Origin of the sequence: Streptosporangium sp. LJ11 (assembly GCF_051918945.1) — a bacterium.
In the GTDB taxonomy this organism is placed as follows: Bacteria; Actinomycetota; Actinomycetes; order Streptosporangiales; family Streptosporangiaceae; genus Streptosporangium.
In genome coordinates, this window is record NZ_JBPXMB010000010.1 from 255,372 (window position 1) to 267,437 (window position 12,066).

Consider the following 12,066-nt stretch of genomic DNA (forward strand, 5'->3'; position numbering starts at 1 on the left):
GCGCTCCGAGGGCCTAGTCGGTGACCCGCGGGCCGCTGATCCGCTCCAGCAGCCTGGCCAGGCGGTCGCGCGGGCCGGGACGACGGGCGACCTCGCCCGCGGCCATGCTCACCAGGTGCTGGGCTCCGTCGAAGGAGAACGGCGCCCGCTCGGGGACCGTCAGCGCGTCGTGGGCCAGACCCGTCAGATCCGGGTCGCCGCCGTCCAGGGCCAGGATCGTCGTACCGGTCCTGCGGGCGTCGCTCACCCGTTCCAGCAGGGCCTCGGGGGCGCGTTCCTCGGCCACCACGAACAGCGTCTCGCCCCGCCCGGCCCGCTCGATCCGCTCCAGCCCGACCCGCAGGTGCTCGGGCGCTCCCGGGGCGGGCGCCCAGCGGACCAGCGTCGGGGTGAGCTGGGGCATCCCGGAGAACCTGGCCTCGTCGCTCAGGTGCGCGGTCAGGTGCCAGGGTTCCTCCTGAGGCGTACCGACCACCAGCAGCCCGCCGGGGGAGCGCGTCGCGCGGAGGGCGAGGCCCAGCTCGCGGGTCCGCTCGACCCAGCCGGTCGAGGCCAGGATTTCACGCAGCAGCGTCACCGACCCAGCGTCCATCGCACCATCGTGCCCCAGACACCCCGCGCCGATCCCGGAAACGCGACCCTGAGATGATCTGGACAGGCGATATGGTCGATGGAGTCCGGCCCTGAGCGACCGGGGACGATGAGGAGCGGCGAGTGAGCAGTGACATTCCGGACGTGAGCAAGATCTCGATCGGGATCCTGGGCGGGACCGGCGACCAGGGCAAGGGCCTGGCCCGGCGGTTCGCCCTCGCCGGGCACACCGTGCTGATCGGCTCGCGGAGCGCGGAACGGGCTCAGGCGGCGGCGGAGAGCATCGGCGGATCGGTGCGCGGCGCGGACAACCCGGCCGTGGCGGCCGAGGCCGACGTGGTGATCGTGGCCATTCCCTGGGACGGGCACCGCTCAACGCTGGAGTCCCTCCGCTCCGAGCTGGCAGGGAAGATCGTCGTCGACTGCGTCAACCCGCTCGGGTTCGACAAGCAGGGCGCCTACGCGCTCGCGGTCGAGGAGGGCAGCGCCGCCCAGCAGGCGGCCGCCGTCCTGCCCGACAGCCGCGTGGTCGCCGCCTTCCACCACGTCTCGGCCGTCCTGCTGCTGGATCCCGAGGTCGAGGAGATCGCCCTGGACGTGCTCGTGGCGGGTGACGACCGCGAGGCCACCGACACCGTCCAGGCGCTGGCGGGCCGGATTCCCGGCGCGCGCGGCGTGTACGCCGGCCGCCTGCGCAACGCCCACCAGATCGAGGCGCTGACCGCCAACCTCATCTCGATCAACCGCCGCTACAAGGCCCACGCGGGCCTGCGCGTCACCGACGTCTAGCGGGGCGGCGTTCCGGCCCGCGACGAGCGGGCCTCCGTCCGTGGTCGTCGCCTCACCGGCCGGCCGCGCGGTTCGGTGCCCCGTGGAGTGGCCCCGGGAACGCTTTGGTGGCCGGTCGCGTGGGTGCGGGGGCGGTGAGGGATTCAGGCTCGGCCGGTGACCGATCGGCCGGATCCGATCCCCGAGGCGGGCCAATCTTGCCTGATTGGATCTGACAAATAGCTAGTTAACCGGACATTCTTGACGCATGACTGATTTTCGTCCGGAGACCCGCACCGTCCACCTGCCCCAGCCGCCCCTGAACGGCAGCCGTCCCATCACGGTGCCGCTCTACCAGACCTCCGGGTTCGTCTTCGACGACCCGGCCGTTTTCGCCGACGGGATGGGCCGTCCGGACGGAGCCTTCGTCTACGGGCGGCTGTCGAACCCGACGGTCCGCTCCCTGGAGGAGGCCGTCGCCGGGCTGGAGGGCGGCGTCGGCGCCGTGGCCACCGGCTCCGGGATGGGAGCCGTCAACTCCGTACTGCTCGGGCTGCTCGAGCCCGGCGACCACCTGATCGCGCAGAAGCCGCTCTACGGCGGCACCGCCGCGATGATCAACGACCTGGTGGCGCGGTTCCGGATCTCGGTCTCCTACGTCCCCGAGGACGACCCGGCGGCGCTGCGCGAGGCCGTGCGGCCGGAGACCAGGCTGGTCTACCTGGAGACCATCGCCAACCCGGTGACCCAGGTCGCCGACCTGCCGGGCATGTGCGCCGCGGCCCGTGAGGCCGGACTGGTCTCGGTTGTCGACAACACCTTCGCCTCCCCGATCCTGTGCAGGCCGATCGAGCACGGCGCCGACATCGTGGTGCACTCCACGACCAAATACCTGAGCGGGCACACCGACGTGCTCGGCGGAATCGCCGTCTTCGCCTCCGACGAGCTGTACCGCAAGGTGTGGTCCTTCTCCACCAAGCTGGGCGCCACCGCGGACCCGTTCGCCGCCTGGCTCACCCTGCGCGGCATCCAGACGCTGCCGCTGCGGATGGAGCGCCACTGCTCCAACACCCGCGAGCTGGCCACCCGCCTGAACGCCCACCCCGCCGTCTCCGTCGTGCACTGGCCGGGACTGCCCTCGCACCCCTCGTACGAGCTGGCGGCCAAGCTCCTGCCCGACTTCGGGGGGGTCTTCTCCTTCGACCTGGCGGGCGGGCGGGAGGCGGGGGAGCGGTTCATGAGCTCGGTGAAGCTGGCCCTGCTGGCCCCGTCCCTCGGCGGCGTCGAGACCCTCATCCTGCACCCCGCGACCACCTCCCACCGCTCCCTGACGGCCGAGGAGCTCGCCCGGCACGGGATCGGCGAGGGCACCGTGCGGGTGGCGGTCGGCATCGAGCACGTCGAGGACCTGTGGGCCGACTTCGAGCAGGCGCTCTCCTGACGCCTCCTGACGCCTCCTGAGGCCGCCGGGAGCACGGCCCGCGCCGTCTCCTACACTGCGGCGCGGGGCCGCCCGCAGGACCGGGCGGCCGCCTCCGGATCGCTTTGCAGGGAGGGAGCGCGCGTGAGCGTGTCGATCGAGGACGTGGAGCGGGCCGCCGGGCGCATCGCCGGGCATGTCCTGCGTACACCGGTGGTCGAGGTGTCGCCGGGGTTGTTCCTGAAGCTGGAGGGACTGCAGCACTCGGGGTCGTTCAAGGCGCGCGGAGGCTTCAACCGCGCCCTGGCCTCGGAGAGGATCCCCGAGGCCGGGCTGATCGCGGCGAGCGGGGGCAACCACGGCCTGGCGGTGGCGTACGTGGCGCGCAGCCTCGGCGTCCAGGCGGAGATCTTCGTACCGACGGTGTCCAGCCCGGTGAAGGTCGCCGGGCTGCGCGCGCTGGGCGCGCGGGTGACCCAGATCGGCGCCGTCTACGCCGACGCGTACGAGGCCTCGGTCAAGCGCGCGTCCGAGACCGGAGCCCTGGACATCCACGCCTACGACCAGGCGGAGGTGGTCGCGGGGCAGGGCACGGTCGGCCTGGAGATCCTGGAACAGACCGGGGGTGTCGACACGGTCGTCGTCGCGGTCGGCGGCGGCGGGCTCGTCGCCGGGATCACCGTCGCCCTCGGCGGCCGGGCCCGCGTGGTCGCCGTCGAGCCCGAGCTCATCCCGACCCTGCACCGGGCCCTGGAGGCCGGCGGGCCGGTCGGCGTCGAGGTCTCGGGGGTGGGGGCCGACGCCCTGGGCGCCAGCCGGGCGGGCGAGATCGCCTGCGAGATCACGAGCGCGGCGGGGGTGCGAAGCCTCCTGGTCTCCGACGAGGCCATCGTCGAGGCGCGGCGCGAGCTGTGGCGGGGACACAGGATCGCCGCCGAGCACGCGGGCGCCGCGGCGTACGCGGCCCTGCTGTCCGGCGCCTACACCCCGGCCCCCGGCGAGCGGGTGGCCGTCGTCGTGTGCGGCGCCAACACCGACCCCGCCACGCTCGTCTGACCTCTCGTACGTTCCGTACGAGAGGGACGCCCCGGTGCCGCCAGGTTCTCCTGGGGCGCCGGGGCGGCTCAGCGGTGGTCACCGGTTCCGCGGCGCCCGGGGGCGGCGCGGTCCCGGCCGGTCAGCGGTAGCTGTGCTCGGCGGCGGGGAAGGCGCCGGTCGACACCTCGTCGGCGAAGCTGCGCACGGCCCTGTCCATCTCGTGGGCCAGGTCGAAGTACTTCTTGACGAACTTGGCGGGGCTTGCGGTCAGGCCCATCAGGTCCTGCCAGACGAGGACCTGCGCGTCGGTGCCGGGCCCGGCACCGATGCCGATCGTGGGGATCGACAGGGACGCGGTGACCCGCTCGGCCAGATCGGTGGGAACGCACTCCAGGACCACCGAGAACGCCCCGGCGTACTCCAGGTCCTTGGCGTCGGCCATCAGCTCGTCGCCCGACTGGCCGCGGCCCTGCACGCGGTAGCCGCCGAGCGCGTTGACCGACTGGGGGGTCAGGCCCAGGTGGGCCATCACCGGGATGCCTGCCGAGACCAGGGCCTCGACCTGGGGAAGCACCCGCCGCCCGCCCTCGAGCTTGACCGCGTGGGCCCCGGCCTCCTTCATGAATCGGGCGGCCGTCTCCAGGGCCTGCTGGGGAGATGACTGGTAGGAACCGAACGGCAGGTCGGCCACGACCATCGCGCGGGAGGAACCGCGGACCACGGCCGCCGTCAGGGGCATGAGATCGTCCACCGACACGGGCAGTGTCGAGTCGTACCCGTACACGACCATGGCGGCCGAATCGCCGACGAGCAGCACGGGGATGCCGGCCTCGTCGAAGACCCTGGCGGTCATCGCGTCGTACGCGGTGACCATCGGCCACCGCTCGCCGCGCTCCTTGGCGGCGGCGACGTCGCGTACGGTGATCCTTCGTCCAGCCTGGCCGCCGTACAGAGAGGTCGGCCGGTTGGTGACGGAAGAGGACATGGGACCTCCAGTGAAGTCTCGAGGCGCCCCTGTGGCGTCCCCGGACGTTTTCGATGATTGCACGCGTACGACAGGTTCAACAGACCCGATCGACGTGGTAATCCAATGGGCAGGTGTGGGTGGTATGTGACACGTTCATCCTTTTGGTGCCGTAACGGAGGGTGAGGACGCGCGCGTCCGGACGATACTCCGTGGCGAACACGCCGGTGCCGCGCGGGCGGGCGCGGCGGGCGCGCGTTCAGGGCGGTGGCGGGCGGTGCGCGGTGCGTCGGGGGTGTCCGGCGGGCGGTGCGCGGCGCCTCGGCGCGGTAATCCAGTGGCGGAAGTGTCAGGGGCGTACGGCACAATGCTCGCGGAGGTAAGTAATCACAATGGCTTTCGAACCTTACCGCCGCCTGCTGGCGATCCCGGGCGTGCGGTCGTTGCTGCTGGTGGGACTGGTCGCCCGCATCCCCTCGACCGCGGTCGCCATCACGCTGACGATGCACGTCGTCGACTCCAGCGGGCTCGGGCTCGGCTTCGCCGCGGCCGGTCTGGTGACCATGGCGAGCACGGTGGGGATGGCGGTCGGCTCGCCGCTGGCCGGAAGGTTCGTCGACAGCCACGGCCTGCGTCCGGTGCTGGTGGTGACCACGCTCGCCCAGCTCGCCTTCTGGTCCACCGCGTGGGCGATGCCGTTCCCCCTGCTGCTCGCGGCCTCGGTGCCCGCGGGCCTGCTCAGCCTTCCGGTGTTCAGCGTGATCAGGCAGTGCCTCACGGCGCTGGTCCCGGTCGACCGGCGCAGGATGGGCTTCTCCCTCGACTCCATGATCGTGGAACTCTCCTACATGGCCGGTCCCGCCCTGGCGGTCGCGGGGGTGACCATCCTCGGCAGCGTGCCCACCATGGGCCTCGTCGCGGCCGGTCTGGTCGCCTCGGGGGTGGCGCTGATCGCGCTGAACCCGCCCGTCCGCTCGGAGGAGGAACTCCAGGAGGTGGCGGGGAAGGTCTCGCGGCGCCAGTGGCTCACCCCGGGCATGCTCGGGCTCCTCGGTACGGTCGTCGCGGCGACCTTCGTGCTGGCCGCCACCGAGCTGTCCCTGGTGGCGACGATGAAGCAGGGCGGCGACACCGCCTGGATCGGGCTGGCGATCGGCCTGTGGTGCGCCTACTCGCTGATGGGCGGCTTCGTGTACGGCATGCTGCCCCGAGGGGTGTCGCCGCTGATCCTGATCGGCGCCATGGGTGTGCTCACCATCCCGGTCGGGCTGGTCGGCGGTGACTGGCACTGGCTGGTCCTGGCCCTGCTGCCGGCCGGGGTGCTGTGCGCCCCCGCGCTGTCCTCCACGATCGAGACCGTGACCCGCTGGGTGCCCGCCGGGGCCCGTGGCGAGGCGATGGGCCTGCACGGCACGGCGTTGCTGATCGGCGCCGGCTCCGCGGCGCCCATCGCGGGCGTGATCATCGACGGTCCCGGTCCCGGCTGGGCCTTCGCCGCCGCCGGGCTGGTCGGTGTGCTGATGGTGCTGGTCGCCCTGCCGTTCTGGCGGCGCACCGCGGCCGTGGCCGACGAACCTGTCCCGGTGGCCGCCTGACCTCGGCCGTACCCGATTCCGGGCTGTCGCCGGCGCGGGGGCGGCACCGCTCCAGCCGTACCCGGTCGGGGCTGTCGCCGATCCCGGCCGCCGCCCGTCCCGGTGCGTCACCTCGGGGGGCGCACCCTGAGATCGGGATATTTCACGACAAATATGAAACGATACGGTTGCGTATCGTAATGATCAACGCTACGGTGGTGTTTCGAAACTTAAGCGTATCGAATACGGGGCCTTCGTGGAACAACAGCTCGGTCACCCGCGGCGGTGGCAGATCCTGGGAGTGCTGGTCTTCAGCCTCCTGGCGGTCGTGCTCGACAACACCATCCTCAACGTCGCACTCAAGACGATCGCCGACCCCGTGGAGGGCCTGGGTGCCACCCAGAGCCAGCTGGAATGGGCGATCAACTCCTACACGCTCGTGTTCGCGGGCCTGCTGTTCACCTTCGGGGTGATCGGCGATCGCACCGGGCGCAAGCGCATGCTCATGGTCGGCATGGTGCTCTTCGGCCTGGCCTCGCTGGCCAGCGCCTACGCCCAGGACCCCATGCAGCTGATCGTCGCCCGCGCGTTCATGGGCATCGGCGGTGCCGCGATCATGCCGGCCACGCTGGCGATCATCTCCAACGTCTTTCCCCCGCAGGAGCGCGGCAAGGCGATCGGCGTCTGGGCCGGCGGGGTGGGCCTGGCCGTGGCGATCGGCCCGATCACCGGCGGCCTGCTCATCGAGCACTTCTGGTGGGGCTCGGTCTTCCTGGTCAACCTGCCGATCGTGCTGGTCAGCATGGTGCTCATCAGCCTGGTCGTGCCCGAGTCGCGTGATCCCAAGCCCTCCAGGCTCGACCCGGTCGGCGTGGTCCTCTCCATCATCGGCCTCGTCGCCGTCACCTACGGCATCATCCGGGGCGGGGAACTGGCCACGATCGCCAGCGCCGAGGTGCTCGTACCGACCATCCTCGGCATCGTCGTGCTCGCCGCCTTCGTCTGGTACGAGCGCCGTATCGACCACCCGGCCTTCGACGTCAGCTACTTCCGCGACCCGCGCTTCGCCACCGCGGTCGGCATGATCGGCATCGTGTTCTTCGCGATGATGGGCGCGATGTTCTTCCTGGTCTTCTACCTGCAGATCGTGCTGGGATTCAGCGCGCTGCAGGCCGGCGCCCTGATGATCCCCTTCGCCGCCGCACAGCTGATCTTCGCGCCGCTGAGCCAGCAGATGGCCGTGCGCTTCGGGGGCAAGCTGAGCGCCACCGTCAGCATGGTCGTCGTGGCCGCCGCGCTGGCCTCCTACGCGCTGATGGACCAGCACACCCCGGTCGTCCTGCTGGAGATCGTGTTCTTCGTCCAGGGCGCGGCGATGGCCAACATCATGCCCCCGGCGACCACCGCGATCATGGAGGCGCTTCCCAGGGAGAAGGCCGGCGTCGGCTCGGCCATGAGCAACACGGTCCGCCAGGTGGCCGGAGCGCTCGGCGTCGCGCTTCTCGGCTCGCTGCTCTCGGCCACCTACCGCGACCAGATCGCCCCGGCCTTGACGGGCCTGCCCGACCAGCTCAGGCACCTGGCGGGCGAGTCGCTGACCGGCACGCTGGGCGTGGCCCAGGGCCTCGGCGCCCGGGGCGCGGCGCTGATCGAACCGGCCAAGCTCGCCTTCGTCGAGGGCATGCACATCACCGCCCTCGTCTCCGCGGTCATCGCGCTGCTCGGAGCCCTGGTGGTGTTCAGGTGGCTGCCCGGCAAGTCCTCCGGGGCCGCTGCCGTCCCCGAGGAGATCAGCCCAGGTAAGGAACCGGCGGTAGTGTAGGAGCGCTATGACGACCACCGACGAGATTCAGGCGGCAGGGGCCCAGATGCCCCGTCCCGCGGGCCGTCCCCGCAGTGCCAGGGCGGAGAAGGCCATCATCGACGCGACCCTCGACCTGGTCGCGGAGAGCGTGGGTCTCTCCGAGCTGTCGATCGAGGCGATCGCGGCTCGCGCGGGGGTCGGCAAGACCACGATCTACCGGCGCTGGTCGAACAAGGAGGATCTGCTCGTCGACGCGCTGTCCACGCTCAAGACGCCGCTGCCCCCGGTCGCGGGCGTCTCGGTCCGCGAGGATCTCGTCGTCTACGCGCGGGTGTTCCTGCGCGACGCGTGCGACGCGCGCAACCGCTGCGTGATGAACATCGCGATGAACGAGGCCGAGCGGCACCCCCGTCTGGTGGAGCGCATCCGCCAGGCGACCATCGAGCCGCGCAGGGCGGCGATCACCGCCCTGCTGCGGCGCGGCGTCGCCACCGGCGAACTGCGGGCCGGCCTCGACGTCCCCCTCGCGATGGCGAACCTGGTCGGCACCGTCGTGTGGTACATCCGCACCGAGGGCGTCGACGACTACGCCGCGTCCTCCGACCTGGCCGAACGGATCGTCGACCACCTCCTGGCGGGCCTCGGCCCCTGAGGCTTCCCCGTACGGCTGTCCGGGGGACCTCTCGTACGGGTGGCGTCGTGGATGTCGTGACGAAAAACCCCGGCGGTTAACCGCCGGGGTTTCGGTGTCTTGAGCGCTTCGCGACCGAAAGCGGGTGTCAGTCGCCGAGGTGGTCGAACTCGCCGAGCTTCACGCCCGCGATGAAGACGTCCCATTCGGCCCGGGTGAAGAAGAGCTTCGGCCCGCCGGGGTTCTTGGAGTCGCGCAGCACGTGCAGCGTGCCGAGGTCCGCCTTGTATCCGGTGCGAGGAGCGTCGACGACCGCCACCTCGACGCACTCGCCGCCGCTGGAGCCGCTCAGGGAAGATTTGCGCCAGGTCGCGCCGGTCAGGTCTGCTGCCATTCCGTCATCACCTTCGCTATGAGGTCGGCGCTCGCCCGCGCGGGCAGGGCCGCCGAGCGGACCGCTTCGTACCGCCTGCAGATCGCCGCCACGTCGCGTGGATGGTCCGTGACGTGCCCTACGGCGGCGGACTCCACGAATACACTATCCAGGCTGCCCTCGACGCTCGCAATGAAGAATCCCCCTTCCAGACCCGCGATCGCACCGCCGGTCACGTAGGCGCCTCTGGGGACGACCTGGATGGAGATGTTCCTGTGCTCGGACGCGGCCAGAAGCGCGGCGAGCTGGTCGCGCATGATGTCCGGACCCCCGACACCCCGGTGCAGGATTCCCTCGTCGAGCACGGTCCACAGCGGCGGAGGGTTGTCGCGCGCCAGTAGTTTCTGGCGCTCCAGGCGGGCGGTCAGGAGCTCCTGCACCCGCTCGTCGGTCGCTCCGGGGTAGGCCTCCAGGATCGTACGGGCGTAGTCGGGGGTCTGGAGAAGGCCGGGGACCAATAACGGATGCCAGCCCCGCAGGGTGTGAGCCTGCCGTTCGATGTCCACCCAGGGCCGGAAGCGTGACGGGAGAACGCCGTAGGTCAGCATCGGCCAGATCCGGTTGAGTGCGCCGTCGGCGTTGAGCGCCCGGTCGCACCGCTCGGTGAAATCGAGTGACGGGTTGCGCTTGGCCCTCTCGACCATGCTGACCAGGCCGGTCGAATAGGCGATCTGCTGGGCCAGCTGGTCCTGTGACAATCCGGCCTGATCGCGCAGGCGGCGAAGCTCGGAGGCGAAGAAGGCGAGCGGGCTGGCCTCACCGTCCGGTTCCCACGGGGCGGGCATCGCGGGCTCCTTTCTCGCGCCGGGGCCACTGAGGGGCCGGCGCGTGCTTCGTCATCAGATCACTACGAAAAGTAATGGCCCGCTGCCGCAACAGGAAGCGCGTATCCGAAACGCGGTGAAAAGTACTTTGGGTCCGCAGCCAGGGGTCTCGCTGGATGCATATTTCCCCGGTGGCCGCCAGTCTTTTCTTATCAACATCTTCATTTGTTGAGAATCCGCGATAATCTGTTGAGGCTTTGTTGTTCTGGCGTCTGTGCCCCGAGGAGGCCGGGTCGAATGGCGGAGTTTGTCGGCATTGATCCGGCAGGGGCGCGGCGGCTCATCACCTCCATGGACGACGCCGTGCAGCGCGTTCAGAAGCTGAGGCCCTCGCTGTCGGCCTCCATCGCCGAGGCCGGCACCGACTGGCCCGCCGGGCCGGGCGCCGAGGTGCTCGATGGTGTCGGGCGCTTCCTTGACGAGACGCGGCGAGATCTGACCTGGCGGACCCAGACGATCGAGCGCGTCGAGGGCGCCACTTCACAAGGAGGCCTCAGGGCGGCGGAGTTCGCGTTCGGCGACGCGGTGGAGGCCCGGACCGCCGGGACCCTCGCCGGAAAACGAACCCTGACGGCATGGCAGGCGTACCAGAAGGACCCCAGCGTCCAGAACTGGAAGAAGGTCCAGGAGGCGCTTGGGGAAGGGCAGGACCGTCGACGCCGCCTACTCGGCGGGGTTGCTGACCACACTGGGCGCAGGCACTTTCGCGGGCATCTTCGCCGCGGTGAGCGCGAGAAACCAGAACGACGCGCGCGGCTACAGTCCCGCCAACCTGGCGAAGGCGAAGAAGGACCTGGGCCCGCTGGCCGAGGCGTTCGCCTCAACGGACGCGGCGGGCACCCTTCCCAGGGATCTGCGCGACCGCGCGTTGGGGGATCTGCCCATCGCGGACATGGCCGCTCTCCTCGGCCTGGCTCGCCAGTCGCGGGAATTCGTCTTGGCGGCCGGAGCCAAGTTGCTCCAATACGGCGGCTCGCGGGTGGACGGGAAAGACTGGAACGTCTATTGGCTGGTCAAGGCGTTGAGCGGGGATGCGGGGGCGACCCAGCGATTTCTGGCCTCGGCCGAGAACGCGGCATTGCTGTTGCGGTCCGAGGTAATGAACGGCCTCGACGGCACGGACTTCGAGCAACTACTGGCCACTGCTCTGGACGGGGCTTTGGCTCCGGGCGCGGGGGACGTCACCCTCCGTCGTGACGTCTGGCTTAACATCATCGATCTCTACAGCAGGAAGAACTTCTGGCCCGCGCTGTCCACCCCATCTCCGGTCGGCCGGGTGCTCGCCACACACATATCGCGGTATTTTCCCGAACTCATCGATGTCTGGAACCAGAAAAACGATGTCGTGGACGTCTCTGCGAGCGAAGAGTGGAAAGGAATCTCTCCTGAAAGAATTGCGATGTTCTTTGGAGGTCTGCTGCAGAGCCCTGAAACGTTACCTCTGCTTAAGAGCGGTTATGGCAGGTTTCTGTTGGGTCTGGATCTGGGTAAGGAGCATCCCTTCGGTGATGCCTCAACGGAGAGTGATCGGCAGGAACAGCGTGGTCGCTTCTATGAGAAAGCGCTCGCATCGGGGGCCCTGGCGTCGATACTGTTCAGCGGTTTGCATGAGGCCGATCTTTCGGCAGACGAAACCGATAAGATAATCACAGAGCTTCTGGTCCTTCCGCTGGATGTCCTGACCGCAGGGGCAAGTGGCGAACTTATTGGCGGCACAGCGAATGAGCTGTTGTTTGGCAAGGTGACCGACATAGCCCAGAAAAATCCATTGAAAGACTTCATCGAAGACTTCTTGGATGGTGACAGGGCGGGGGACGCCTCGGGCTTTTTCGACGCCCTTGTTGATGCCCAGGTGTCCGCTTTTAATGTTTCTCGCCAATTCCATGGCAATCCTGCTATCAGTGGTTCTGACCTTGACCAACTTAGAGCGGTATTCTCCGGTCAGTTGACTCCGGTCCTGAAGGCCGCCCTCAAGGCTCGTGGAGGGTAGGAGAGTGGAACCGGCCGAACTGATGCGAA

The 12,066-nt window shown here is 69.7% G+C and carries 11 protein-coding genes; 7 read left to right on the forward strand and 4 right to left on the reverse strand.

Features of this window, described 5'->3' with window-relative positions:
* Nucleotides 1-13: 13 nt before the first annotated feature.
* Complete coding sequence (locus ACTOQ3_RS17370; protein WP_440084413.1) at nt 14-592, reverse strand: hypothetical protein; 579 nt, start codon at nt 590-592, stop codon at nt 14-16.
* Between the two features lie 122 nt (nt 593-714).
* On the opposite strand from ACTOQ3_RS17370, the gene npdG reads away from it, so the two are divergent.
* From npdG to ACTOQ3_RS17385, 3 genes are all read left to right on the forward strand, one after another.
* The gene (gene npdG / locus ACTOQ3_RS17375; RefSeq protein WP_440084414.1) at nt 715-1,380 is read left to right on the forward strand and encodes an NADPH-dependent F420 reductase; all 666 of its coding nucleotides are present in this window, start codon (nt 715-717) and stop codon (nt 1,378-1,380) included.
* Between the two features lie 247 nt (nt 1,381-1,627).
* The gene (locus tag ACTOQ3_RS17380; RefSeq protein WP_440084415.1) at nt 1,628-2,800 is read left to right on the forward strand and encodes a trans-sulfuration enzyme family protein; all 1,173 of its coding nucleotides are present in this window, start codon (nt 1,628-1,630) and stop codon (nt 2,798-2,800) included.
* Nucleotides 2,801-2,923: 123 nt separating this feature from the next.
* A complete protein-coding gene (locus ACTOQ3_RS17385; protein WP_440084416.1) occupies nt 2,924-3,835 on the forward strand; it encodes a threonine/serine dehydratase in 912 nt (303 codons plus the stop codon).
* 121 nt (nt 3,836-3,956) lie between these two features.
* Here the strand turns inward: ACTOQ3_RS17385 and panB are convergent, their stop codons facing one another.
* A complete protein-coding gene (panB, locus tag ACTOQ3_RS17390; protein ID WP_440084417.1) occupies nt 3,957-4,802 on the reverse strand; it encodes a 3-methyl-2-oxobutanoate hydroxymethyltransferase in 846 nt (281 codons plus the stop codon).
* A 371-nt stretch (nt 4,803-5,173) separates the two neighbouring features.
* Here panB and ACTOQ3_RS17395 point away from each other — a divergent pair, with 371 nt between their 5' ends.
* The 3 genes from ACTOQ3_RS17395 (at nt 5,174) to ACTOQ3_RS17405 (ending at nt 8,811) form a co-directional block, all read left to right on the forward strand.
* Nucleotides 5,174-6,376 (forward strand): MFS transporter, encoded by a 1,203-nt coding sequence (locus tag ACTOQ3_RS17395; RefSeq protein ID WP_440084418.1) that lies wholly within the window; start codon nt 5,174-5,176, stop codon nt 6,374-6,376.
* A 235-nt stretch (nt 6,377-6,611) separates the two neighbouring features.
* Nucleotides 6,612-8,177: an MFS transporter gene (locus ACTOQ3_RS17400; RefSeq protein WP_440084419.1), complete on the forward strand. Its 1,566-nt coding sequence runs from the start codon at nt 6,612-6,614 to the stop codon at nt 8,175-8,177.
* Between the two features lie 7 nt (nt 8,178-8,184).
* A complete protein-coding gene (locus tag ACTOQ3_RS17405) occupies nt 8,185-8,811 on the forward strand; it encodes a TetR/AcrR family transcriptional regulator (protein WP_440084420.1) in 627 nt (208 codons plus the stop codon).
* A gap of 127 nt (nt 8,812-8,938) precedes the next feature.
* On the opposite strand, the gene ACTOQ3_RS17410 is transcribed toward ACTOQ3_RS17405, so the two are convergent.
* Complete coding sequence (locus tag ACTOQ3_RS17410; protein WP_440084421.1) at nt 8,939-9,184, reverse strand: DUF397 domain-containing protein; 246 nt, start codon at nt 9,182-9,184, stop codon at nt 8,939-8,941.
* On the reverse strand, nt 9,169-10,008 hold the full coding sequence (locus tag ACTOQ3_RS17415; RefSeq protein WP_440084422.1) for a helix-turn-helix domain-containing protein: 840 nt from the start codon (nt 10,006-10,008) through the stop codon (nt 9,169-9,171). The genes ACTOQ3_RS17410 and ACTOQ3_RS17415 overlap by 16 nt, the downstream gene beginning before the upstream one ends.
* Before the next feature lie 715 nt (nt 10,009-10,723).
* Between ACTOQ3_RS17415 and ACTOQ3_RS17420 the strand changes: the two genes are divergently transcribed.
* On the forward strand, nt 10,724-12,037 hold the full coding sequence (locus ACTOQ3_RS17420) for a hypothetical protein (protein WP_440084423.1): 1,314 nt from the start codon (nt 10,724-10,726) through the stop codon (nt 12,035-12,037).
* Nucleotides 12,038-12,066: the final 29 nt, after the last annotated feature.